Here is a 24,882-nt window from a genome sequence, read left to right on the forward strand (position 1 = left end):
GTTTTAGAAAGTCTTTTTCAGACGTTCCCTAAAGCGATCCACATCAAATCTCTCGGCTCTCAACAACCGGACAAAGCACTATGCGCTGAAGCCGTCGGGTACAGCGTGGCCGCGTCCCACTCCCCCGCTGCCCTCGTCCTCCTCCTCGAATGCCTACAGCACAGACCAGCGGGCAGCCAAAAGCTTGCTCACGCTGGTTGTTCAGTCATTTATTTTTTGTTCAATCTCTGTCCCGTTGCCACGCAATCAGAGACTGCTTCGATGACGTTCGTGCGGACATCACCCTCGGTTTGAACTGTCTGGAGTTTCCGGAGAGTTGCCTCTCGCATTAGAGCTTGCTTCAGTCACTCACAATCAGGCACAACATTCAAACCCGCACAAAAGTCACGCTGAACTCCTTGCACTGCCGGTGCTGCTGCAGTCGGTTGGCAAAGCTAAACGCATCATTCAACTCAAAGCGCTGAAAAACATCCAGACCACGACCAAGTACGACTTTCCAACCAGTATCGGTTGTGATGTCTCGATCATGCTTGGTACCGCTGGTGTCGTAAGCCCACGTAAATTGGATACCAACGGCCACACAAGCATCAGCAATTTTTTGTAGGCTTTCGGTCTGACGGTCACCGTTGAATTCATCTTCAACAGTCACAACATGCACAGCCACCTCGTCTTCAGCACCCTGAAGCTTGCTGATGGTTTCCATCAGCTCCATCAGGTTGCGCAACTGGTGGAACATGCGCAGATAGGGGTCGGTGATGATGACGCGTTTAGCCCCGGCCAAATACGGGCCAAACAGCTTATCGAAAGTCAGGCCACGCTGATTCTCATGGAAGACCAAATGCTGCTCTTTCAGTACCGGCTCCACAGACACAGAGCTACTCGGGATTGCAGCTGGCACTTGTGCGGCTGGAACTGCCTCGCTATCCGGTACATCGTCAGCTTGGGGTAAGTCTGCAGTGGAGACCTCGGTCGCTACCCGACGATGGTACTGATTGGGGTACTCATCCTCTTCCAGCGTGCGTACTAAACGCTCCTGGCCATCAGAAGCCTGGTAGGCAAAACGCACAGCAGGATACGTCGCGTCGATTCGTAACAACTGATCCTTCACCCGCTTACGCCCTTCAATTGCAGTGCGCAGCACGTCTTCCACTTCGGCGGCTGTCGCCTCGCCATGCGGGTATAGGATTTTCATCAAACCGGAAAAGGTCTTGTTGATGCCATCGCGGTCGCGGGTGGAAATCTCGTCGGACAGGGTGAATTGGCCCTTGTAGCGATCCGAGTAATCATGGCTACGCAGTGAGCGCAGGATCTCAGCCAGATAGTCCACTACGAAGCCATAGCCACTGGAAAACATCTCACCCCGGATCACATCCACTTCCCAGCCTGGGATGTAACTATGGATACGGTCCAAGAAGGCCGAGTCGTGGAACTTTTCCGGTAGAGGATCGAACAGATCGGAGTGCTTGAGCATGTAAGGCACGGTGTGATCAGTGTTGCCGACAAACACCATGCTGGCCTCTGCTCCCAGGGTTTCCACCCCCCGTGAGAACGACTTGTTGGCCATGTAGTTCTTCATGATGTCCACCAGCGCCTTGTCTACGCGCTTTTGCTTGCCGGCGAACTCATCGAAAGCGACTACATCCCAGTAACCCACCAGGCCCAACTTTCCTGTGCCGTTGTGGACGAACAACTTTGGCACCGTCACTTCACCACCGGAGATCAGAATGCCGTGGGGCGAGAACTCTGAATAAACGTGCGACTTGCCGGTACCCTTCGGCCCCAGTTCGATCAGGTTGTAATTGCGTTCACAGAAAGGAATCAGGCGGATAAGCTGCGCGAGCTTGTTGCGCCTGCCGAACATCTGCGGATTGAATCCGACGCTCTGGATCAGCAGGTCGATCCACTCATCTGTAGTGAACTGCTTGCGCGCGTCCAGATAGCCATCGAAATCAAAGCGGGAGATTTGAATCGGCTTAAGCGAAGCCAAGATCCACGGCGAGGCTGACTTATCCTCGGTGTATTCATACTCCACGTCCGCGATACACCAAACACCGCCTACCAGCAGTTTCTGGTGGGCCTTGACGGTGCTGGAGTCAATCAACACCTTCTTGATGCCCAGGTTGGCGAACTCAGCCTCGTAGACGTCGTCCTTGTCGTTCAATGAGACGCTAATGCGGTCGATGACCTTGTGCCTGCCCTTTTCCTTGATGGTCGAGCGCACCAGCCCCGCTTCGTTTCGGTGGACATAGTGCTTACGCAGGATCTCCTTGACCGTCTCGATACCGGTCTGGATTGTCGCCTCGTCATTGGTCGCGCAGTACTGGCCGAGCAAGTACTCCAGCACATAAGACGGCACAATAGCGTTGCCCTTCACGGCTTTGACCAGGTCTTTGCGCACCACCAGGCCGGCAAAGTACTGATTGATCTTGTCGTCGAGCTGACTCATTGAAGCTCCTGCTTAAAAGTCGAATTCACTGCTGAACGAGCGGCGGATGGTGTATCGCGCAGCCTTATACCGAGTGAAGTGTGAGGTGCCTCCCACGGCCTCCTCAAGGAGCAGCTCCACCTGCTGATTGTTTGCCTCATCAGCCTTGCGGCTGAGGATAAAGCGCACCGGCAACTCCCTTTCACGCGGATTACTGGAGCTGAAATCGAACAACAACTCATGCTGATCGGACACTAACTCGCCGTCCAGCGTGAACAGGCCTGCACGTAGCCGGCGCGACTGCAGTTTCTCGGTCACCGCCTCGGTTTGATAGAGCACCACGGCCAACTGCCCAGTGGTGATTGTCTTGCCGCCGCCACCAATGAACTCGACCTCCACCCGGCCTACATCACTCTGGCGCTTCTTGTTAATGCGAATGACCGGGATCACCACCTCTTGTAGGGTGGCCCCGCCGTGCACGAAGCGGCTACCTGAGCCCTTAAGTCGCAGACGGTTAATGGACTTGGGAATCTGCACCATCAACGTACCCGCAAGCCCAAGCTGCGCAGGGCTAAAGGTTTTAAAGCTGGCCCCCTCGCGCAAACCACGGCCCAGCACAAAACGCCGGTCGCGATAGAGAACCTCGTCGCCCTCTGGCTCACTGCTGAGAAAGTCGCTCTCTTGCAGAGGATGGTTTTGGTAGATAAAACCATGATCGGCAGTGATCAGCAGGTTACTGGCATTGGCGTTGGTTAGCTTCTTCACCAGACGGATCAGCTCACTGAGCGTTTCCTCGGCCGCCGCAAATACACGCTCCTCGGTGTCACGGGTGTCACCGGTTTTATCGATCAGGTTGTGATAGACATAAACCACCTCATTGTCGCGCAGCAACGCACGAGAATCGGCCTGATTCATCGCCAGAAGATCCTTGGCCAATACCACCTGGGATGCCGGCACCGTGGCAGCCAGAATTTTGCCCCGATTGATAGAGCCTTGAGCACTCTGGCCATCCACCAGGGCATCACCACTATCGTTGTCAGCCAATTGCAAATTGCTATTCGGCAGTAACGCCGCCATACCCAACTGGGTGTAGCTCGGCAGCATCGAGAGCATCGCCTCCAACTCAGCCTCGAAGCGATCCTCCTGGCGAATTAGGCTTTGCAGCTCCTCGCCTACCTCATAACGGAAGGCATCGGAAATCAGCACGCATACCTTGGTTTTACGTTCTAGAAAAGGCTTCACATAACGGCTGAAGAAATTGCGCTGCAGCACTACTGGCACGGCGTCCCACTGCTGCGCTGCATCCACGTGCTGCTGCCAGCGGTCGTTAAGCCGGTTCAGGTAGTTGTTGCCATACAGATTCTCTACCTGCATGGCCAAATCACTTAGTAGCGAAGCTTGACCGGATTCGCGCAGGTGAAAGACGAACTTGCGGTAGCGCTGATCCAGCCGGAACCACTGACTAGCGTACTTTTGTACGCCATCCGTTAGGGATTCCATCTGCAGCTGCGTGATATCCAGCATCTGAATGAACTGCGCCGCATACTCCAGCGCCAGGTACACATCCTTGAAGCGCTCAAACCAGTGGCTCTGACGGCGCTGACGGACCCACTGCTCCACTACCTGCGCGGTCACTGTACGGGCAACCACGGCACGTACCAGCTCACTGAGGATCTTGCGGTCAATCAGTTCGAAATAATCCAGTTCCAGCAGGCTCCGCCAGTCCAGGTTTTGCAGCTTGTCGTCGACCTGCAGCACCGCCGCGCACTGCTCTGAAAGTATCTCGAAGCTCTGCTCATGGGAGCGGCTGTCCTTCCAGCGTTTCAGAAACACCAATGCCTCGGCGGACAACTTCGCCTTGTACGCCGGATCGATGCCCAGCATGAAGCACGCCTTAAACAGCTCGATAACAAAATCGTGTAGCCCTGGCTGTTCGGAGCTATAACCATAGGCGCGCTTCACCTGCTCCCACAGATAGGTATTCAAGCCGCTGCTTTCGATCAGTTTGAGCCGCACATCTTTACCTGCAGCCAGATCACTCAGCAGGTTTTCCAGAATCACATCCAGGCGTGGCTCGTTACCGGCACACACGGCGAGCATCTTGCGTTGCAGCAGGTTCTGCGAATCTCCCGGCTCCAGCAATTTACTGAGCGCCTCGCGGCGTTTGGCAGATTCGAAAAACGCCACATGCGCTTCCAGCAGCGGATAGCAATCTGGCCCCAATTCCAGTTCTGCCAGCCACAAGGCAACCTGATCGGTACGGAAGCAATTGCCACTGGCCAGTCGCACATCCAGCAGCCAGTTATCCAGATGCGCGGGTTCCGCTCCTTCGCGGTAGAGCAGAAACTTCTGCTCTGGCTGCTCGCGCAGCACACGGTACTTCACACCGAACTCATTGTTAGCCAGCTCGATCTTCTCGACGCCCGGCAGCTCCAGCGTCTCGAACTCGGTGCGAAACTCCAAGCGCGTGTCATACCAGAAGACGATGCGCTGCTTGTCGAATAGATTGCTAAGAGCTTGGGTAATCTTGGGATTGCTCATGCCATGCTCTCGATTTCTTCTTCTTCGTCTAACACTTCTACATCCACCGAAAGCGTTCCGCTCATCACTACATTGCAGCGCAGCCGTTGCAGCAACGCTTGCCGGCGCTTTTCACAAAACAACTGGAAGTCAGCAAAATGTAGGCTGTCGTTATCACCCAACAGAAGATCAGCCGGCTTAAAGCCTGTGTGTTTCTCAGCCATCCATTCTATCAGCGACATATCTTTCTTTGAGCGATTCTGCGAGGCGTTCAGCAGGTGCAGGTTGGCGATGGAGTTCCAGTTGACGGGGCTCTGATAAAACACCTTCAGTTTGTCGTTTTCTTTGAGGAAGGCTTGCTGCTCGAGGGCTGCCCTGACAAAGGCGCTTTTGGGATGCAGGTGATCGATGTCTAACTGCAGGTTCTCATTGATCTCAGGAAAAAGCAGGCTCAGCACAGAACGGCACCTTGCGTCGTCATGCTGAATATCAAGCAACCCCCTCAGATAAGCCTCATCAAAACGAAGATCCTTGTTGGTTGCGGTGAAGGCCACAATGATCTCATCCAAGGGGAACAGGCCCTTGTCCAAATGCTTGCTCAGCAGCCGCTGCATCTTGGTCAGCACACCATCTGCTTGCCCGCCAAATACCCCTCGCAACAGCACCATGTGCAGCCAGCGGGACAGCTCTAGCCGCTCCTCACGCAGATAATTGATGTTGTTGATGGTTTGATAGAGCGGTTTGTCCCGGAAAGTCTGCTTGTACACATAGAACGCCAGCGGAATGACAGCATTCTTGGCTCTCAAGGACTGGTCGTTAAGGCCGAACTTGCGCAGCAATTTGAAGGTTGCAACCACGCAAGCTCTGATTTCCGGCCACTGTTGCTGGATGACGCTGACCTGATCGGAGTCGAAGTTCCTGACTCGGAACCGCACATCAACGCCAATCAACATCAGACAAGTCTTGAGGACCCAGTCTCGACCAATTGAGAACTGCATCTCTGGGCTTTGCCTAATCTCGGTCACTAGTTCGTCGATGTCTTTCCGGGCATCCCCCTCCCAGTTCGCAATAGCAATCGACATCAACAAATCCGAGAACGCCAGCGGTGTACCGCCACTGTTGGTGCGGATGAATACATCCAGAACGTGATCAATGTCCTGGCTTTCCTCGTTATAAAAGTGAATCACCTCTTCATGCCTGACAAGGTAATAAAGACGGGTCAACGCCTTGCGCGCAAAGCTGTTGGAGGCAAGGCCATTCTTCTCAAGGTAAGGCAGAACCACCTCAAAAGGAATCTCATCTACAGAGCGCACGTCAGGCAGGTTCAATACCTTGCCCACCTCAAACCAGCGCGAAGCCGGGTCATCGCTATACGTCGCCACCTGCTTCTCGGTAAGGAAACGGAAGTGATACTGGGCCATCGACTCGTTGTCATCACCGTCCAGCCCCTTTGCAAGATCCAAATAGAGTCGACGCGGCGGCAGCACTTGGTCGTTACGCGTATTCGGCCACCAGACACGGGGCTGCTTGTAGGCATAGGTTCCTTTTAGACCGATGTAAATCAAGGTCAGCCGCTGTTGCCCATCTATAACCGCCTTGAAGTCTTTGAAGTCCCCCTGGGTCGGGACATAGTCGTTAGACTCCTTGAAGCGCTGGCAGTAGTCGGTCAAAAAGCTGTAAAAGCGGTATTTATTCTTGATCTCGGGGCTCGTCACATCCCACATCATGAATGTGTTGATGGGGTACTCCCGCATCAGTGAGTCGAACAGCACGCAAATCTGCTGGGTCGACCAAACGAAGTTACGCTGAATCGCTGGCAGCAGAAAAGTCCGGTCATCAATGTTGCGTAACGCCTGGCGAATTGTGATCGCCTTTTCAAAACGGCCTGCCATCTCAGTCTTCCTTGGCTTCAAGTCCAACAATTTTCTTTAAAGCCGAGCCGAGTTTGAGGTAGTTGACCTTCACGCCATCGTCCAGATCCAGCGCCACCTGCTCGGTGGCCAGCGGGTACAAGGTTTCACGCTCGTAGTCGTCCAGTTCCAGCAGCTGCTTCTTGACGGTTTCTCCTTCCTTGATGGCCTTGGTCTTTTCGCTCTGGCTTGCAGAGGGATTAATGGCTACTTGCTGCAGATAATCCAGGCGCGAAGCGAGCTTTTTTCGGAAATCGCGCAGGTAGCTGAGCACTACGCTGACGGTGTCCGGACGGTAACGGTGTAGGTAGACCAATGCGCTGAAGGTGCCCTTGGGGCTGCTGAACAGCCAGTAGATGGGACGCTTCTTGTAGCGCTTCACATGGTCGGCATAGAACTCGCCCAGGAAGTAGTCGCGTAGGCTGTAGTTGCGCTTGCCCTTGACGTTGAGCGCCTGCTCGATGAAGGCCAGGTTGTCTTCGTAATGCGCATCGCCAAAGGCCACACGCAGGAACTGGCGGAAACGCAAGGTGATGTCGTCCGGGAACCAGTCGCCATCCAACAGCGGGATCACATTGTCGTCATCGGCCGGGAAGTTGGGCTGTGGTACCTGGGCCAGATAGTCCGCCAGCGTTTCACCCTGGTTCGCAAGGATCAGCCCCGGCTTGCCCAGGCTATAGCGGCCGAACATGCAGCCCACGGCATAGCTAACCAGCTCGCGCATGGTGTCGGCCAGAAGCAGTGCCTCCAGTTCGTCCTCGCTCTTCTCAGTGCCGTAGCGGTAGTGCGGATTGCAGGTAAGCGTGACCTCGTTCAGCGGCACCTCGGGCATTAGCTCGCCCTGAAGACGGTAGGCGTCGATAAAGATGCGATTGTTCTCCTCCTCCAGACGCTGCATTTCCAGCGTTATCTCGCGCCAATAGGCGCGTAGCTTCTGGTAGCTGGACTTGAGTGTGGGCTGGCAGTAGTCGTGGTGCAGCAACGGGAGGTTGGTGAAGCCCCAAGATGTTTCGTACGAGTTCCAATCATTCCGGCCAAGAGCAATAAGCTTATTGGCATTAGCCTCAACTTCTTGCCCACCTACTTCCGGAGAGACAAAAGGAACTCGGGACATATCCCCAACTTGAAACGTAGCTGTCGGATTGAGAATTCTCATAAATCCAAGCATCAGCTTGCTATTCATCAGACCAATTGCGAGATTTAAGACATTTTCGGCCGGGAACCCGGATGAGCCCTTGACATCAAAAATAAAGCCTTTGGGAGAAAATCTTGCAGCAAATGAACTTGTTGTTATATCAGCCCAGGTTATTCCTTCCTTGAAGTAAAAATCTGTATTTTGCGGTCGAGAGCGAACTTTACCATTATCGTCTTTGAAGTTTCGAATACGGCTTCCATCATCTTCCCAATCAACAACATACTCGCAGTTTCCGTACCATTTTCGCCAATCACCGCCTTTGTTATACGGAAACCACTTGAACTCTTCTTTAACTGCCTCTTCACGCGAACCGAGACTAAAGCCTATCTTTTTAATAGACAATTCATGCCAAGCTCTCATGAATTTTTCATTTGAGCCGGTTTGTAATCCAACTTTTGGCCTGATTACCTCGCCAAATGACGGTGCCTTATCAAACGCATCACGAATGGTCTCGCTAGCCCAATACGCAATGGGACTTCCCGGAATTTTCTTAAAATCCGCAGCAGACGCCCGGGAAAAATATCTTCCCACACTTTGTTCGACCTTACTTGTTTGGCTGTTACTCATCGCTGCTCTCCAAATCTTGTTCTTCAACCGGCGCATAGATCTGCTGCCAGTCATCAGTAATCGCTTTCCAATCGACAGTGCGCTCGACCGTATGGCCATCGCTGTCTCGCCCTGACCACACCCCCCAGAAATCCGGGTCGTCCGATTTCGGTCTGTGGTGCTCGGGCAGCGCATTCATCTGTACTAACACCGGCAGTTCGGAAGCCCAACCGAGCAAAATGGCGTGGCGGGAAGGCAGCGACGGCAAGTCACGCAGCAGGCCGCGCAGATTGTCGGGCACCAGCTTGTGCACAAGCTCCTGGTCTCGGTCGTTGCTGATTCGATGTAGCAGGTAGCTGTTGCACTGGGACAGCACGGTCGGCGACAGCTCACTCGGGCGCTGCGAGGACAGCACCAGTCCCAGCCCAAACTTGCGCCCTTCGCGAGCAATCTTTTCGAACACCTGGCAGCAGATGGCGGCCGAGCCCTGGTTTTCTGCGTCGTCCTTGTAGCGTTTGATGAAGGTATGCGCCTCTTCCATCACCAGCACGGTGGGCAGAGTCTTGCCGTGGTTCAGCTTGCGATAGCGCTGCAGGGCCTCTAGTGTCATACGGGCAATCACAGCCGTGATGATGTGCACCACTTCAGCTGGCACCAGCGAGAGGTCGATGACGGTGACGGTGCCATTGGAGGCTTGGTTATCGCCTATGTAGTTGCACAACCAGTCATCCAGTGTGAGATCCGTTGCATCGCCCGAAACAACCTTCATGCGACTGTCCGACAGTATGGTGCGGATGCGCATCTGCATGGTCTCGACGTACTCGGATACCCCAAGCAGCTCAGCTGTGGCTTCGAGGCTTCTCAGCAGTTGGTCACCCGTGAATTGGCGCGGCACATCGGCATCGATGGGCAGGGTATCGGTGTCGCTACCACCGAAGGTGGCGTGCGCTGCACAGATCACCGAAAGCAGCTCATCAGTCTCGCCGCGTGTGAAGTCATAGGTTGGGTATTGACCGCCGCGAGCATTGATCAAGGTCGTGAGTTTGTCCCTGACAGAACCGAGCACCGTCTTTTCATCTTCTGTGAAGGTGTCCTGATCATCCAGTCCTTCCTGCCACTTCTTGAGTTTTTCCAGGAAGTTCTTGGGATGGGGAAATTTCGCCCACGGGCTGCCGGCATTGCGTTCCAACTGCAAGATGCTGACTAAGGTGCGCAGATAACGACGCATCTCATGGCTTGGTGTTGCTGCGCCGGCAAGCACTCCTTCACGAACGGATCTCAACGCCTGCACCAAGGTCGGTCGTTGGGCCTTGGCGCTCGCTTGAGTAAACGCACTCCACTCAGCACTGTTCCAGAACCACAGGGGGATCTGCAATTGCTCCACCCCCTCGCTAGGCTCGACGCCGTACACACGCACCTTGCTCATGTCACGGAAGGTGTTCGCATACTCGCCGTTGGGATCGAGCACAATGAAACGGGCATTCGGGTCTGCTCCACCGCGTGCTTTGCGGGCCTCGTCCATGGACCAGCGAATCAGCCCAGCGACCGAACAGGATTTACCGCTACCCGTATTACCCAACACCGCCAGATGTCGCCCGAACAGGCGGTCGGGGTCGATCTTTACCTCAGCATTGGCGGCAAGCGGGCTGACTCCAATCTTCACGCGACGGTTGTCGCCGGACTCGACAATCGCGCGCAATTGGTTTTGCGTCGGCAGCAGCACAGCATCGCCGACGGTGGGGTAGCTTTCGACACCACGCCGGAAACGGTAGATCTCTTTGCCGTCGGCCCCACAGCCTTCATACATCAAGCAGCCCAATGGATTAAGGCTCATCTTGCGCAGAGGATAGGGTAAGTCCACCAGGCCAAAGTCCTGCATGCCCTTGCGCTTTGGGTATTGCGAGCGCTCGATGGTAATCCATTCGACCTGGGCGACCAGATGCCCCTCATCGCTGGGAATCAGCACATAACCGTTGATGCGCGGGAATGGGCGCGGAGTGCCGGTATTCAGCGCCACGCCGTCGGGGGCCTCGATGTCGATCAGCACCTTGATTTCATCGGGAGAGACGAAGTCGATGATGCCGATGCGCAGGGAGTCGGCATAAGCCAGCGGGGACACGCTCATATCAGATCACTCACATCCACGATGCCGACTTCAGCAGCAGGACTCTCCGCAGAGGTTTGACCTGCTCCCCAACGCTGCTTGAGTAATTCGCTCATGCGGAAGGTGGTCTTGTCGATAGCGGCCTTGGGCAGGTAGTTCTCAGTCAACGTGGTTAGATCAGCCAATGCGGGGCCGATCAGCAAGCTAATCTGCGATGGCCGGCCCATCTCCTCGTAGGTCTGCATGATGCGGCCGAGCGGATCGTCATACGAGATCACAACCAGATGCGTCGAGGGGATAGTGAGCATGTCGCGGATCACGCGATTAATGTGCTCATCGCCAAAGCTGTAGCCGTAGGTCACCAGCGTGCTGTTCGGGCGACACACAGCGGCCGCGAGATCACGAAAAAGCTCCACGTAGGGATAGTCGGCGGTCTCCCTATCCTTGGCTGCGTTGGGATAGATCATCAGCTGATGGGCGGTGGCTCCACCTAAGCCCGGCGCCTGCAGATAGGGCTCTACGCTATCCGCTCCAAACGGCAAGCCAATTCGGCGAATGTCCTTGCCCGTTTGCACCCAATCCACCGAGCCATGCAGTTTGGTGTAGCGCGCCACTCCCTCCAGGTAGCGCGGCTCACCGCGAATGCCAGGCGGGTTGTAGTGCATGTCCAGATCCAGCCGCGAGGAGCGGAAGATCGGCATGAGGTTACCCAAGAACCGATCCAGCAGATGCAGCCCGGCCAGCTCCGCCCCTGCCTCGATCAGCCGGTCGTAGTTGGTGGTGAAGATGTTCACCCGGTCACGCACGCCGGTGCGGCTGGCAAAGCTCATCAGGAAGGTGACCAGGGTATTGAAGGCCTGCTCGCGCTTGCCCTCTTCGGCGGTGGCAATGCCTGCTTCGCTGCCCAGAATCGACTTCGCGAAGTCCTGCATGCCGGCTTGAAGCTCGTTACGCAGGGCTTCGGCCTCGCTGTCCTTCTGCAGAATCTCCAGGCCACGCAGCAATTCGTTGGCAACGCGCAGCTGATCTTCCAGATTGCCCTTCTTGCGTCCGGCCGCTCCCGCTGCTTTCTCTGCAGCATGATTGATTTCGGCCTGGTGGTTACTCAGCGTCAAGTTGCCCATACCAGCAGCGCCTTTTCCGGCGGCCAGATAATGCACAGCATGGGTTAGCCCCGAGCCGGCCAGCAGCGAAAGGTGCTCCGATTGGAACAATGACGTCAGCCAAGGCTCGATGCGGCTGCGCAGCTCCTTATGACCGAAGGCTTCGCCGCTCAACCAGGAGGCCTCTGAACCTGCCTGAAGCTTGAACGTGTCGTCGTCTGCTCTGAACTGCAGCGGCACATGGTCATCCCGAGTTTTAAGCGTGTTGGTCGTCATAGCTACTCACCTTTCCCTTTGCGCGAGACCTTTACCTATGGAGCGATACGAGTCGCGGGCCATTTCGGGAAGCTGTCATTCCACAGGTCAATGTTGAAAACCTGGCAGTTCTCCACCAACTGCCGTTTCCAACGAGGCATGGCCTTCCCCATTGGGGGTAGCTTTCTTGCGATCTCGTCAGAGAAGTTGGGTAACAGCTCACTGTCTTCGAATGTGACCAGACTGATGTAATGCACGGGCTTTTGCAGAAGCTCCTCAGCCCATCGGTACAGGAAGGTATCAATGAACTTCGCCGCAAAGGTGTCGCCTAAAGTGCCGTCGTTAAGCTCACCATAAAATTTTTCCAACCCTTCAGCTTGCGCCCTAGGGTTACCTGGATCTTTAACCTCAACGAAGAGAATCGCCTCCTCCAGTTCCACCACAAAATCGACGCGGTGCATTTCTCCGATGCCGTGGTAGCCCGGTTTTTTCTTATTCATCTGATCAAAGACGATGGCGTCAATCGCATCGGTGAAGTCGATCTCTAAATCGCGCTCGCGCAACTTCATTTGCCCAAGCCTCCCATCTTGCGGGCAGCTTGCTCCCTGGTCAGTTCATTGAAGGTGTCGGCTATCGCATTCGGCTCAATGGCACGGTAGTCGTCCATGCTGTCTCGAAGTACTTGTCCCGTTTCCGCCTCGCGAGACAGCACGTGGAAACGCACCTGGTCGCCCTTGCCCTTGTCGATTAGCAGATCGAACCACTTGAGCAACACGTAGTCGTGAGTGGCAAGGATGACCTGCTGGCCGTTGCGCGCGAGTTCCAGCAGTGCCAGCACGAGATCCTTCATCAGCTTCGGGTTGAGGTTGGATTCGGGCTCGTCCCACAGCAACGGACCGGCTGTGCCAGGGTTGAGGCTACCGTTGCTGAGCAAGCGCTGTAGTACGCCGACCTTACGGAAGCCCTCGGCAGTCATGGTACTGGAGACAAGCCGCGATTTAGCCGACACAAACTGCAGCGTGGAGTCCTGAAAGCTCTGCGCGGCTTTCTCTGCCGAGCTGCTTTTGCCAAGCTTTTCCACGTACTTGCCAGCCTGAAAGCAGAATCGCCCCTCGTGTAGCTCGTAGCGTCCACCTATCAGGTTGGCGAGCTGAGGCACGATGCTGGCAAAGCGCGGGTCGAGCTGAATCTTAGCATCCAGATCATCAGCTCCTTCCTTGATAAGCTGACGGGCCAGATCCAGATAGCCATCGTCAAAGATGCGCTCGATAGTGGGCTGGTCAGGATCCTCGGCGGTAAGGCCGCGTACCAACGACAGAACCTCCTTCGTTGGAATGAAAATGGCTGCAGCAACGTCACCACCCTTGCTGGTATCGACTTTAGCTTCTGTGGCGGTGCCATTGAATCGGACGGTAACCTCTTGCCCGAGTGCAAAGTTGGCACTCAATAAGGCATCCCCGCGTGCGCCGGCACGACGTAGCTCCCCAACTTGATTGCTGAGTGGGTGGTAGAGACGGCAGAGCTTGCGAGCTAGCTGCTCGCCGGACTGTTCCGTGCGAGCCTCCGGCCCGCACAAGGCGAGAATGGCCTTAAGCAGCTGAGTTTTCCCCGTGCCATTTTCACCGATGATGATGTTGATACCCGGCGAGAAGTCGATAGCCAGATCGGTGAAGGCGACAAAGTTCTTGAGCTGGAGGCTGCTTATCATGCTGCCCTGCCTTGGGCGATAGCCTTGGCCAGCATCTCCATCTTCTCAGCCTCAGAGTTCCCGTCCACCAGCCGCATGTAAGCACCCCGGTAATCCGGCCTGTGAGCATTTCCCAGCACAAAGGCCGTGGTCGAAACGACCTCACCACCGATGCTATCGAAAGCTCTCGCCCCGAGATGCGCCATGGAGAGAATGGTGTGTTGATTGAGAATACGGCTGCGTAAAGCCTCGAATGAGGAAAGGAACATCCAACTCTGCATGGTGATCATGGCGACAGCCCCGCCCTTCACCGCTAGATCCAGATTGCGCTCGATGAACATCGCAAACAGGTCGGATTTGCTGCTGGGGAAATGCTCTTTGGCCCAAGTGCTCAAGCGCGAATTCATACCTTTGCCGCCCATATAAGGCGGGTTGGCCACGACCACTGCGTAACGCGGACTTAAGGCGTCAGCCATGCGTAGAACACTCAGCACCTTTTTATGAGTCTCGGCCAGGAACAGGTTGCTGCTCATGTCCTTGCTCTCAAGCGTGGCCAGAACATCGGCCACGTTGGCGACCTTGGGCACGATCAGTGAGCCGAAGTTGTCGACCTCGCTAAACTGCTGCAGCGTTTCACGAAGCCCGTGGGTAAACAGGTCACGACCCACTGCGGTCATGTATTCGTCCAGTTCTTCGCCGCTGAAGCTCACCTTTTCCAAAACGCAGATGTTGGGCCTAACTCGTTTATTGAAGAAGCGACGCTGACGAGAGCGGGCTTTCATGGTGAGCGCAAAGGCAGCCAGTTCTCCTGCACGCTCATCCAGCTCGATGCCGAAGAGGTTGTGAGTGAGGATCTTTTCCGGGATCTCCGCCGGGTCATGGCCCTCCTCTTCGTACATCGCATAAAGCAGGTCGAAGGCATAGGTAAGCATGTGGCCGGAGCCGCACGCCGGGTCACACACTTTGATCTCCTCCGGGCCGTTGATCTTGAGGAAAACGGTTTCTGGACTTGCAGGTGGTATGTAGTACTCCATCTGTTCTGCCAGTCGAGAACCTGGCCGATTGAGTAGCCAGAGGCGGCCCAGAGAGTTTTCCACCAGGTAACGCACGATCCAATGTGGGGTGAATAGCTGAGTGGCGGCGGGGATGTTTTCTGGCGTGATCTTCTGATTTTTCTTCAGCCCCTCAAATACCGCGTCTTTCTTCTCCGAGATGTAGAACTGGTATAGCCAGCCAATCACCTCGACATCCTTGCAGGCGTCTGGAGTCATGGCCTCACGCGTGTAGGCAAGGATGGAATTACCCGAGAGCAAATCGTCCGGCATCAGCAGCTCGGTGTAATCGTCGATACGACCAAACAGGAAAGGCATCGACTGGTGCCAGGCGTTGCATACGGCAACCAGCAGCAGGCGGTAGGCTTCGCCTTGCGGATCATTGCTCGGTGCGCGACCTGCGAGTAGATCAAGGACCTTCTGACGAACCTGGGGTGACACCATCTCTTCGTCGATGTGCCCCATCTTCGCTTCGGCCAGGATCTCGGGCTGGAACTGGCCCTCAGCCGGTGACACCACGCCGATGCGGGTGTAGCGGTTGACGTCCATAAAGCGCAGTGCGCAGAAACGGTTAAACCAGATGTAGGCAACACGCTCCTGCACATACTCACGACCGGAGCTATTGATCAGCTTCTCCAGCTCAGCCACAACCTGGGCCCGCTCGCGGCGTGCGGCACTGTGCGGCGCTAGTACCACATTTAATTTGCCTTTCACCTGCTCCAGCAAAGTGCGACGGGCGTATTGGGCAAATTTCTTGAGCTTGCTGGTATCCATCATTTTTCTCTTTCTATGGGCCCGCTCGATCATTTGCGTAACACCAGGCAAATGATCGAGGCGCTTGTCCGTTTTAGATCTGCACGCGGTTGCCGGCCTGAATTTCTTTCAGCCAGGCTTCGCGCTGCTGCTGCAGGTAATCATCCAGCTCGGCCTCAGTGGCCAGCCAAGGCTTGCTGTAACCCACCTTGATGGTGCGTGCTGGCACCAGACGCGGTTCGGTAATTTTTGGTGGATGCTCGACTGGAGCGGGTGGACTGTCGATACTCGATTTACCCGCTGCTGGGGGTGTCTGCACTGGCGGCACGGGAGCCGGCATTGGTTGAGGACGCGCCATTCGTTCCAACTTGAGTAGCAGCTGTGCGTATTGATTCTCCTCAAAAGCACGCAATTGATCACGGATCATGGCAATGCGTTTCTGCCCATGTATTGATTGCTGAGCTTCAACAAATGGTGCTGCGAGCTGAACCTGCTGCTCGGGCTTAAGGCCGCTGTACTCATCACTACCCTGCAGGCGCAGCTCCAGCTCGGCAAGCCGACTGACTGCAGTGGCTTTTTCGCTAGCTAGCTGATTAGCGATAGCTTGTTGCAGGCCCTCCAGCTGCGGCTTGGCCTGTTGTAGGCGGTTGCCCTGCCAGGGCTTATTTTCAGTGAGTAAGGTCTTGATGGCTTCAACTTCACCTATGTCGACATAGGCGAAATTGTCTTCCTGCTCCTGTACCAACTGGCGAGCCTGGTCGTAAATAGCTTTTTGCGGGCTGCCCATAAAGCGGCGCAGTGGGTCGATGATTTGCTCTTTGGCATCAAGCAGGGCATCGGAGGCGCGGGACAAGTCAGTGAGGAACCAGCTGGCGTTTTTTCCCGCGATTTCCTTGAGGGTGGCCATCACGCCATCCAGCACACTAAGAAACCCATAAAGGGCTTTTTGTCCGTGCAGGTCAGCCAGTTCGATCTCCAGCTCTTTGATTGCATCGATAGTTTCACGTGCCAGAGCACGGGCTTCGTTGCTGCTTGCTGGCCGGTCAAAAAAGTCGGCAAAGAACTCTTTGAGATGGCGTACCTGGGAGGCGCTGAACTCGATTTGCGGCTCCAATACCAGGCTGGGGTGGGCATTGGTGTTACGCAGGCTACGCTCCAGGCTGTCGCCCTCTAGCGGATTGCTGTCTTGCCGCACTTCTACCTTGCCACGGGCGCAAAGCAAGGCAAGGTTGCAGAGGATGGCGGCGTAGTACCAGCCGTAGTTCTTGCGCTCGAAGCGCTCCAGCAGCGTTTTGACAGTTGTGCGCACACCGCTGCGGGCGTTGCTCTGGATAAAGGCAAGCAGCTCCTGTTCCGGCTCGGTCAAGCTGGTGACATCGTTACCCAGCAAGCCGTCCTGGGCCTGGCGAAGGTACTTGCCGATATCGTTTTCACTGTACGGGACATCGCGCAGCATGCGCAGGTTTGGGTAGGTCGTTTCGATCAGCAGATAGAAACCCTTAAGAATGCGAGCCTGGCCGTCTGAGCTGGCAGCCTCCACGTCGGCGGCGTTAATAATCAAGTGTGCTTTGCCAAGCAGCTCCTTGGCACGATCCTGCAGATCGGCCAGACGCTCCGTGTTCTGGAAGCCCTTGGCATCGATGATGCGTTTGACTGCTTCCTGCTGGGTACCGCTGTTCTGGCGGATGTATTTCTCGGTGCGCTTGTGCAGGGTGAGATCCTGCATAAAGCGGGCATCGGCCGGTAGCACTACACGCAATTCATCACGGCCCATGCTCTGCATGCGCTGCACGGTGAGGTTGTCGAAGTTGTCGCTTAATGGAGTGACGATGTGGATGGCCAGTTCAGACTCACGACTCAGTGAGCGGTCATCCATCTTGCGGGTGTAGGCGTAATCCTGCCCGTTTTCATAGCGGATCTTGCGCTGCTTGATCACGCCGTCGAACAGCAGGGTTTCCAGCTCCTTGATGACATCCGCCGATTCGATCTCGGTATTCTTGATCTCCTCCTCGATGTCCTTTTCTTCGTCGGTCAGGTACTCGTAGAGTTCGCCATTGCGCTGGATATAGGTTTGCTGCTCCAGCAGATTGAGCGCCGCTTCCAGCTTTTTGCGCTGCGCGGGCATGTCTTCGCCAAAACGCTCCAGCATCAGCACATTGAGGTTGCGCAGAGTGGCCTTAAACTCCTTGACGTACTTGACCAAGAACAGGGCCTTAAGCACGCGCACCGCGTATGGGTCGCCAAGGTGGCGCTCGGCATTGTTGATGGCGCTTTGAATAGCGCTTTTCAGTGCGCCACGGATGCCTTCAAACATGCGGTCGAAAGTCGCCAGCTGTCCGACAAGCTCGTTGTCGATGGCCATGGCCACCTCGCGAAATACACCGAGCATGGAGCGCTCGCCCACCGAGTTGGCCTTGCCCTCAAAGCCGTTGTGCATGGATATGCCACGAATGGCTGACTGGAACAACGGGAACTGATACGGCACGAAGGGGTAGCAATAGGTGAAGTGCTCCAGATCGCGGAAGTTCTGGTAGTGCTGGCCACCCTCGGTAAAGTCGAACAGGGTTTTGAAGTTGTTGAATTGCTGGTCGTAGACGGTTTTCAGCAGCTCGACACCGGTATCGTTTTTGGTCAGCAGACGCTTCTGGATCACCTCGGCCACGTCGGCACTGGTGAGTTTGAGGCGGTTGGCAAAGCGCGCCTGGATCTTGGTGAAGTCGTTGCTTTGCTGCTTGCTCATGTCACCCATCACGGAATCCATATCCTCCTGTGCGGTGACGATGATCCAGGCCCTGCCCTGGCATTTGGTGGCCAAGCTTTCGGCCACGGTCTGCAGGTTGGTCATGAGTTTGGTGTTGTCGGCAATGTACTGACCAACCTCATCGACAAAGAAGTTCAAGCGAAAATTGGACGGCTGCTTATCCAGCCACTCCTTGACCTGGTTGCCGAAGTCCTCAATGGAGACGCTGTGCTGGGCGCGGTATTTGTCGAGGATACCTTTGGCCAGTGCCAGGTCTTCACCCGTGATCTGGGCGTAGGTCTTGGCGATGTTGCCGGACTCCAGCAACGCCTGTTCGCGACCGCGCTCCCAGGGCTTGTTGGCGATGCTCTGGTAGGCTTTCTTGAACGGCTGAAGCAGTTCGCGGCTGTCCAGATCGCGCTCAAACTGGGCGATATAGCCCTGTTTGCCGTAGTAACCGCACATCTCGTTAAAGACTTTGACGAACACCGAGAGCAAGGCGTCGATCTGGGTCTTGCTGATGATGTCGGCCTTCTGGTCGATGTTAAACAGGATGCTTTTCGAGGGGATGGCTACGGCTTTCTTGAGCTGGGCACGTAGCAGCTCATCATCTTCCTTGATCTTGGGCAGGAAAATATCCAGTGCAGTACTGCCGTCGACCTGGCGATTTTCCAGCAGCAGGGCGAGCATTTTCAGCAGGTGCGACTTACCCGAGCCGAAGAATCCGGAGACCCAGACGCCATTGGCATGGTGGTAGTCGGTATAGGCATCAAGGAAGTGCTCCAGACGTTTGGCGACTTCGTCAGTCAGGACGTATTCACTGAGCTCGCTGAACAAGCTCGCTTCGTCGTCGGCCTTGATGACGCCCTCAATCGGGCGACTGACTGGGCTCTTGAAAATTCCGTTGAGTTTCATCGACTGCTTCCTTACACCTGAGACTCGAAAATATTGAATGCACGGTAGTACTTGTCATCGTGCAGCAAGCCAAACAGCTCCAGAGATGCGCCTTGCTCCAGCGAATGTCGATACTCACCGGGGAAGAACATAACTGTGGGCTTGTCCTTGGCCGTGCTTTGCAGATTGTTGAGTACGTGGTGCGAGCGAATATAGGGGAACACTTCACCAATGCCGGAAAGAAACAACACGTCGTAATCAGCTTGAGCAATACGCTCGCCAATGGCCGGGATCAGGTGCTCCTTGATGTCGAGTACTCCCTGCAAAAGCTCCAGCAGAGCTTCTTTTTCCACATCAGGCTCAACCGCTCGGATCTGCTCCCACAAGTTGATGCCTTCGTCACTACCTTCACGTGCCTTTAGCAAGTCGATTGTCAGGTCATATAGGCTGACCTCTAGCACCTTTACACCACGGCCCTGCAGGCAATCGATACGCAAACCAGCCAACGTGTTAACCAGTTGCCGCTGCATGCGTTGTATCTCAAAGGCTTCAGCCGCCTTGAATTCGCAAATGTAGAACGGCAGATCATTATTCAGCCCCTTCATTTCCAGAAAGCGCTGACCGCTCATGACGCTCACTAGGTGCTCAAAGCGAGCTGCCAGCGGCTGCTGACTGATTTTTTGGCTCATTGCAGCCACCTTTTAATTTCATGGTCAGTTGCCGGGAATATCAGCAATTGCTCGTTGCCTTTGCGGGCCAGCAAACTCGCCAATGCTGGGGTAACCATGGCCGGCTGGATCTGGTGTTGGACGCTGACGAGATCTGCATCGCGTAACATGCGAAACAGGTTTTGCCGGAGCTTGCTATGCGTGGAGGCGGCCAGTTCATCCAACTCGGCATGCCACAAAGCTTTGGCATAGCAGAAGGCATCGTAATCGTTTGTCGTGAGCTGGCGGCGCATCAGTAGGAAATGCTCTCGCAGCACCTCACGAGCAAAGTCACTGATGAAGGCATAACGTCGGCATGTTGCAGCCCACAATAGGTAACCCTGCTCGCGCAGATTGCCGTCCGCGAGGAACTCCAACTCTTCGCTATCCAACAGCTCTAGACGTGCAATCAACTCTTTGCTGATGCGAGTGGATGCCGAGGCCGTGCGTACCTGCAGCAGGTTCTCGCTACGCACCTGCTGGCGGGTTTGCTCCCAGTCACGCAGCGTTAGATAGCGCTCCACAACCAGCGGTGCTTCCTGCAAAAACAGGCCGCCCGTGGTGAAAGAAAGACGATAACGCTCAGCCATCGCTTTGCACCGACGGCGAATCCTCACTGGCCCCGCCAGCTTTGACCCAGGTATCCACCTCAAGCTTCTGGAACTTCCACAGTCGACCAACCTTGTGGGCTGGCATGCTGCGTTTGGCAATCCATGCATAGACGGTGTCCTTGCTGATGCCGAGATGTTCGGCAATTTCATCAACGCTGAGCCAACGGTCGGTCATGACAAAGATTCGCAGGAAATATGAGCTGCTGATCTTATCCGGTTATGTCGGTTTTAATAAGGTTGATGCTGATGTTCACTATCCGCGTCAAGATCGCCGCTGGGTACTGCTGCCTTGGCCGCCGTCACCTCCCTGGCTGAGCTGCCTGCCTATAAACAAGCAGCTGATCTCGGTGATTAGTTAACCGGTACACACTCGTCTGACATGGGTATCTTCGCGACGTCGCCTCGCCCCTTGCAGGTCAGGGTAATCCGCATGCCCTGGGACAGACGGGCGGCATAGTCGCTGTACGTCTTTTCCAGCTCGAATTGCGGCTGCATAAACTGGTTAACCCCTCCACGCAGGGTGACGTAGGGGTCGCCGAACAGGTCGGTGTTGATGGAGTCCACCACGCCGGTGACCTTGAAGCGCTTGCCCTTGAACTGCTGATCGGCCGCAACGGTGTTGCGATCGTAGGCCTGAGCTAATTGCTGAGCGCTCACTTCAATCAACGGCTCGACCGGTGCAGCCACTTTGGCCGGCTGGCTCTGACTGCTGGAAGAGGAAGCAGGCTTACTCGAAGAGCCGTCCCCAGATGCCATCGCAACCAGCATCAGTGCTAGCCAGCCAAAGCCGATCACCCGGCTGGTCGTGCTGTGTCCTTGACGCAGCAAGAACCAGACAAAGACAACCGGGACAAGAAAAATACCCAAGCCGAGCCAGAAGCCCACGCTCCGATTGACTACCAACACCCGCTGCGCTTGAGCCGTGGCCGCCAGCCTGGCGATCGGCGCGCCGCAGTGTGGGCAGGCAGCTGCCTGGTCGCTTGCCATGCGGTCGCACTCGTTACAGGTGATTAATGCCATTTCACTACTCCTTGATGTGTACCTTCCGAGCTGGCCTGGGTCAGCCAGCTTGTTTGTCAGAATCAGGATATGTAGTGTTAGGCGACGTATCTAGAGTGTTTGCCTGTACAGGTAAAGTTTTCAAGCAGATGGAGGAGCAGTGAAACGCAAACAATCAATCGAGTCTGTGCGCTGGGATCTGGCACTGCGCTACCGCCTGATCGAGACCGTGGCCTGGTGGGAAGGCCGCCTGACCACGAATCACCTGATACAGAGCTTTGGCATTAGTCGTCAGCAGGCGTCGAAGGACATCAACTCCTATATCAGCGAGTACGCGCCAACGAACCTGGAATATGACAAGCATTTAAAGGGGTACGTGCCGAGCAAGCAGTTTGCCCCGCTGTTTATTGACGACAGCGCCAGCGCGTATTTGCACATGCTGAACCAGAACCACGACCGCGCGCCGCATATCGAGGGTCTGGCATTGGCCTATGCGCACACAGAAGTGCTGCAGGTGCCGGACCGCACGGTGCGCCCGGAACTGCTGCGCCCTCTTCTGCGCGCCTGCCGCGAAGGCCTCAGGCTGGAGTGCAACTATGTGTCGTTCAGCACCCCGAACGGCGAAACCCGGCTGATCGCCCCGCACACGCTGACCTACACCGGCATGCGTTGGCACGTGCGGGCGTATTGCGAGAAGAACAAGGATTACCGTGACTTCGTGCTCAGCCGCTTTCGTGGTGTGCCGGAGCTGATGGATGATGAGACCGAAAACACCCGAGAGCAAGATCCGGGCTGGACTACCCGGGTGCAGGTGATCATCGAACCGGACTCCCGCCTGAAAACCGATCAGCAAGCCATCATCGAAAGCGATTACGGCATGCAGGATGGCCGTCTGGTGATCGACACCCGTGGCGCGCTGGTGCAGTACGTACTGCAGCGCTATCAGATCGACCTGACCAAGGTGCATGCCAAAGCGACAGCGCAGCAGATTGTGGTTGTGAATTTGGATGAGCTGAAACAGTGGCTTTATCAGTAAGGAATTAAGATGACCATCAGGCCATGCTACTCACCAGCACATCCAGCGAAACCCATGGGCGAATCAGGGATAGCAGACTCCGGCAAGCTTGCGCATGCAAGTGATGGAGCGTGTTAACAGAGTCCATGCATACAGGTCAAGTTTCCAGGCAGACTTCACGCATATACGCTCTGTAATAGCCGTTCAAAACCCAAAAAAGATCCAAGGCATGCGCGTTTTGTTGACAGTTTACGACACGAAATCATAGTGCCATCATTGCCTCAAGGCATTGAGCTAAATTTAGGGCTCCAGCCCAACGCGATCTCATCCGGGAGCGCTAGTCAGTCCGGTCCCGCATCGATGCGGCACCGTAACAAACAAGGACATGCGCATGCCTTTGCCTCCCCCTCCCATGACCTTCAAGTGCAATCAATGTTCTTGGAGCAAGACCACGACACCGACCAGTGACGCACTGGGCCCCGGCGACTGGTACCAAAAATGCCCTAAATGCGGCAACCCGGATCTGCACCGTTCACGGGCCAGAATCCTTGCTGCGCTGCTGGCAAAGGCTGGCAAATACTTGAACATCTAAGTGCGTTCGGAACTCGATACCTCTCCCGATCCCTCCCGCGCTAACCATCAACACTTAAAGGATTATCACCATGCTTGAAAGCCAGAAAGAGTTCGCCACGTACTTGAAGAAAATGCAGGGGCTGCTCAATGGCCAGGAGTTTTCATTCGATCAGACATTGCTTCAAAAAGTGATGGAGACCGAGCTTGTAGTTCCCGTAATCGGTGCCTTCAGCGCCGGTAAGAGCTCTCTGCTGAATGCCCTGATGGGTAACGAAATATTGCCGGTGGGGATCGCCCCGGAAACTGAACTGGCGACCGAACTGCGTTACTCCTCCGAATCCTATCTGCTGGCTATCAAGCCCGATGGCGTGCAGGAACGTCTACCTATCGAAGCGTTGAGTTCAATCAATCATCGCTCCAGCGAGTTTTCACACTTGCGTCTGTACCTCGACAGCGAGGCGTTGAAAGCCATTGCGCCTCTGGTGCTGGTAGATATGCCTGGGTTTGGCTCCTCACTAGAAAACCATAATAAGGCGATCGCTTACTACCTGCCGCGCGGTGTGCACTTTGTAGTTCTGACAAGTATCGAGGACGGCAACATTACGCAGTCGATGCTGCGCAAACTCGACGAACTGAAAACCTACAACACCGATTTCACCTTCCTGCTGAGCAAGTGCAACCTGCGCGCCGCGGACCAGGTTAATGAGGTGCGAGCCTACATCGATGATCAACTCTCGGTGTATTTCGGCGAACACTGCACCTCAGTTGCCGTTGGCAATCGCGGTGGAGAGGAACTGACCCGGGCGCTGACCGCGTTGCAACCTGACGCGCTGTTTTCGCGCCTTTTTATCGACATCCTCAAAGATCAGAACTTCGACGTGCTGGCGCAAATCAACCTAGCGCTGAGCATGCTCAAAAAGGACAAGGCCGAAAGCGAACAAGCCGCTCGCTCGCTGGATCAGGCGCTGGCCAGCCTGCTGGAGCAACGCAAGGAGGTGGAGTCCGACCTCAAGGAGCGCTACTCGGGCAAAATGCTCGATCGTTGCCTGCGCGGCGTGGACAACGCACTCAACGATTCCTTAGAGGAACTGGTCAGCCTGGGCATGGGCCGGAACCAACAAACACTGTCCACCACCATTTCCGACATCATTCGCAGCAGCCTGGCCAGCAACATTAAGTCCGAAGTCCAGGAAATTTCCAGCAACATGGTTGACCGCATTGCCAGCAACTTGAGTGCCACGAGCAACCAAATGTCGACACTGGACATCAGCAGCAACTGGAGCGAAGAGCTCTCAAACAAGGTCAAGTTCTCGCTGGAACGAACCACTGAAATGTTGAGCGACTGGTCAGCGCGCCTGAGTAATCGCCCCGAGGCCGACAAGGACAGTGGAGCGATGCTGTATCGCGGTCTCTCAACCGTACTGGCTGTCACCACCGCCGTGGTCAATCCACTGCTGGAACTGGTGATCATCTTCCTGCCCGAGATCATCAAGATGTTCAACGGTGGCAACGAACGCGAGAAATTCCGGCAGAAACTGACCGGTGAAGTGTTCCCCAACATCAAGGCGGAGCTGCGCGGGAAGATTCCGGCGATCATCGACGAGCAACTCAATGCCATGCTGAAAAAAATCAGCGAAGGCTTCGAAGAGCAGATAAACAAACAAAAGCATGTGGTCGACACCATTGCCCAGGAAAACCTACTTCGTGAAGCAGAGATCAGCGAAAAAACCGCCGTCCTGGAAGGCCTCTCCCTTTCAGTGAAAAACACTGCGAACGAATACCTGTACAAGTAA

At 55.4% G+C, this 24,882-nt stretch carries 16 protein-coding genes; 2 read left to right on the forward strand and 14 right to left on the reverse strand.

Features of this window, described 5'->3' with window-relative positions; genetic code table 11:
* Positions 1-367: 367 nt before the first annotated feature.
* From brxL to RT21_RS21380, 14 genes are all read right to left on the reverse strand, one after another.
* Complete coding sequence (gene brxL / locus RT21_RS21310) at positions 368-2,446, reverse strand: BREX system Lon protease-like protein BrxL (protein WP_046164310.1); 2,079 nt, start codon at positions 2,444-2,446, stop codon at positions 368-370.
* Positions 2,447-2,458: 12 nt separating this feature from the next.
* The gene (gene pglZ / locus RT21_RS21315; RefSeq protein WP_046164311.1) at positions 2,459-4,966 is read right to left on the reverse strand and encodes a BREX-1 system phosphatase PglZ type A; all 2,508 of its coding nucleotides are present in this window, start codon (positions 4,964-4,966) and stop codon (positions 2,459-2,461) included.
* Complete coding sequence (locus tag RT21_RS21320) at positions 4,963-6,837, reverse strand: DUF262 domain-containing protein (protein ID WP_046164312.1); 1,875 nt, start codon at positions 6,835-6,837, stop codon at positions 4,963-4,965. The genes pglZ and RT21_RS21320 overlap by 4 nt, the downstream gene beginning before the upstream one ends.
* Position 6,838: 1 nt before the next feature.
* Positions 6,839-8,617: a BREX-1 system adenine-specific DNA-methyltransferase PglX gene (gene pglX / locus RT21_RS23700; protein ID WP_218186920.1), complete on the reverse strand. Its 1,779-nt coding sequence runs from the start codon at positions 8,615-8,617 to the stop codon at positions 6,839-6,841.
* Entirely contained in the window at positions 8,610-10,721 is a 2,112-nt protein-coding gene (locus RT21_RS21330; protein ID WP_046164313.1) for an ATP-binding protein, read from the reverse strand. The genes pglX (RT21_RS23700) and RT21_RS21330 overlap by 8 nt, the downstream gene beginning before the upstream one ends.
* A complete protein-coding gene (locus RT21_RS21335; RefSeq protein ID WP_046164314.1) occupies positions 10,718-12,079 on the reverse strand; it encodes an SIR2 family protein in 1,362 nt (453 codons plus the stop codon). Before RT21_RS21335 ends, RT21_RS21330 begins: the two co-directional genes overlap by 4 nt.
* Before the next feature lie 35 nt (positions 12,080-12,114).
* Positions 12,115-12,627 carry a hypothetical protein gene (locus RT21_RS21340; protein ID WP_046164315.1) on the reverse strand — a complete coding sequence of 171 codons (513 nt, stop codon included), beginning with the start codon at positions 12,625-12,627 and terminating at the stop codon, positions 12,115-12,117.
* Positions 12,624-13,766 (reverse strand): AAA family ATPase, encoded by a 1,143-nt coding sequence (locus RT21_RS21345; protein WP_046164316.1) that lies wholly within the window; start codon positions 13,764-13,766, stop codon positions 12,624-12,626. The genes RT21_RS21340 and RT21_RS21345 overlap by 4 nt, the downstream gene beginning before the upstream one ends.
* Positions 13,763-15,571 (reverse strand): BREX-1 system adenine-specific DNA-methyltransferase PglX, encoded by a 1,809-nt coding sequence (pglX, locus tag RT21_RS21350; RefSeq protein ID WP_046164317.1) that lies wholly within the window; start codon positions 15,569-15,571, stop codon positions 13,763-13,765. The genes RT21_RS21345 and pglX (RT21_RS21350) overlap by 4 nt, the downstream gene beginning before the upstream one ends.
* Before the next feature lie 73 nt (positions 15,572-15,644).
* Positions 15,645-19,205, reverse strand: a complete 3,561-nt coding sequence (gene brxC, locus RT21_RS21355; RefSeq protein ID WP_046164318.1) for a BREX system P-loop protein BrxC — start codon at positions 19,203-19,205, stop codon at positions 15,645-15,647.
* Positions 19,206-19,216: 11 nt separating this feature from the next.
* Positions 19,217-19,873 carry a DUF1788 domain-containing protein gene (locus RT21_RS21360; protein ID WP_046164319.1) on the reverse strand — a complete coding sequence of 219 codons (657 nt, stop codon included), beginning with the start codon at positions 19,871-19,873 and terminating at the stop codon, positions 19,217-19,219.
* Positions 19,870-20,481 carry a DUF1819 family protein gene (locus RT21_RS21365; protein WP_046164320.1) on the reverse strand — a complete coding sequence of 204 codons (612 nt, stop codon included), beginning with the start codon at positions 20,479-20,481 and terminating at the stop codon, positions 19,870-19,872. The genes RT21_RS21360 and RT21_RS21365 overlap by 4 nt, the downstream gene beginning before the upstream one ends.
* Entirely contained in the window at positions 20,474-20,677 is a 204-nt protein-coding gene (locus tag RT21_RS21370) for a methylation-associated defense system helix-turn-helix domain-containing protein MAD1 (RefSeq protein ID WP_046164321.1), read from the reverse strand. The genes RT21_RS21365 and RT21_RS21370 overlap by 8 nt, the downstream gene beginning before the upstream one ends.
* A 176-nt stretch (positions 20,678-20,853) precedes the next feature.
* Positions 20,854-21,522, reverse strand: coding sequence for an OB-fold protein (locus tag RT21_RS21380; RefSeq protein ID WP_046164323.1), 669 nt, complete (start codon positions 21,520-21,522; stop codon positions 20,854-20,856).
* A gap of 139 nt (positions 21,523-21,661) precedes the next feature.
* On the opposite strand from RT21_RS21380, the gene RT21_RS21385 reads away from it, so the two are divergent.
* Both RT21_RS21385 and RT21_RS21390 read left to right on the forward strand, forming a co-directional pair.
* Positions 21,662-22,537: a WYL domain-containing protein gene (locus RT21_RS21385; protein WP_046164324.1), complete on the forward strand. Its 876-nt coding sequence runs from the start codon at positions 21,662-21,664 to the stop codon at positions 22,535-22,537.
* A gap of 641 nt (positions 22,538-23,178) precedes the next feature.
* Positions 23,179-24,882 (forward strand): dynamin family protein, encoded by a 1,704-nt coding sequence (locus RT21_RS21390; protein ID WP_046164325.1) that lies wholly within the window; start codon positions 23,179-23,181, stop codon positions 24,880-24,882.

This window comes from Pseudomonas sp. 10B238, assembly GCF_000970615.1.
Classification (GTDB): domain Bacteria; phylum Pseudomonadota; class Gammaproteobacteria; order Pseudomonadales; family Pseudomonadaceae; genus Stutzerimonas.

Excerpts from the sequence above, each read along its gene's own strand:
- brxL (WP_046164310.1), bottom strand. The coding sequence starts at position 2,446 with ATGAGTCAGCTCGACGACAAGATCAATCAGTACTTTGCCGGCCTGGTG.
- pglZ (WP_046164311.1), bottom strand. The coding sequence starts at position 4,966 with ATGAGCAATCCCAAGATTACCCAAGCTCTTAGCAATCTATTCGACAAG.
- RT21_RS21320 (WP_046164312.1), bottom strand. The coding sequence starts at position 6,837 with ATGGCAGGCCGTTTTGAAAAGGCGATCACAATTCGCCAGGCGTTACGC.
- pglX (WP_218186920.1), bottom strand. The coding sequence starts at position 8,617 with ATGAGTAACAGCCAAACAAGTAAGGTCGAACAAAGTGTGGGAAGATAT.
- RT21_RS21330 (WP_046164313.1), bottom strand. The coding sequence starts at position 10,721 with ATGAGCGTGTCCCCGCTGGCTTATGCCGACTCCCTGCGCATCGGCATC.
- RT21_RS21335 (WP_046164314.1), bottom strand. The coding sequence starts at position 12,079 with ATGACGACCAACACGCTTAAAACTCGGGATGACCATGTGCCGCTGCAG.
- RT21_RS21340 (WP_046164315.1), bottom strand. The coding sequence starts at position 12,627 with ATGAAGTTGCGCGAGCGCGATTTAGAGATCGACTTCACCGATGCGATT.
- RT21_RS21345 (WP_046164316.1), bottom strand. The coding sequence starts at position 13,766 with ATGATAAGCAGCCTCCAGCTCAAGAACTTTGTCGCCTTCACCGATCTG.
- pglX (WP_046164317.1), bottom strand. The coding sequence starts at position 15,571 with ATGGATACCAGCAAGCTCAAGAAATTTGCCCAATACGCCCGTCGCACT.
- brxC (WP_046164318.1), bottom strand. The coding sequence starts at position 19,205 with ATGAAACTCAACGGAATTTTCAAGAGCCCAGTCAGTCGCCCGATTGAG.
- RT21_RS21360 (WP_046164319.1), bottom strand. The coding sequence starts at position 19,873 with ATGAGCCAAAAAATCAGTCAGCAGCCGCTGGCAGCTCGCTTTGAGCAC.
- RT21_RS21365 (WP_046164320.1), bottom strand. The coding sequence starts at position 20,481 with ATGGCTGAGCGTTATCGTCTTTCTTTCACCACGGGCGGCCTGTTTTTG.
- RT21_RS21370 (WP_046164321.1), bottom strand. The coding sequence starts at position 20,677 with ATGACCGACCGTTGGCTCAGCGTTGATGAAATTGCCGAACATCTCGGC.
- RT21_RS21380 (WP_046164323.1), bottom strand. The coding sequence starts at position 21,522 with ATGGCATTAATCACCTGTAACGAGTGCGACCGCATGGCAAGCGACCAG.
- RT21_RS21390 (WP_046164325.1), top strand. The coding sequence starts at position 23,179 with ATGCTTGAAAGCCAGAAAGAGTTCGCCACGTACTTGAAGAAAATGCAG.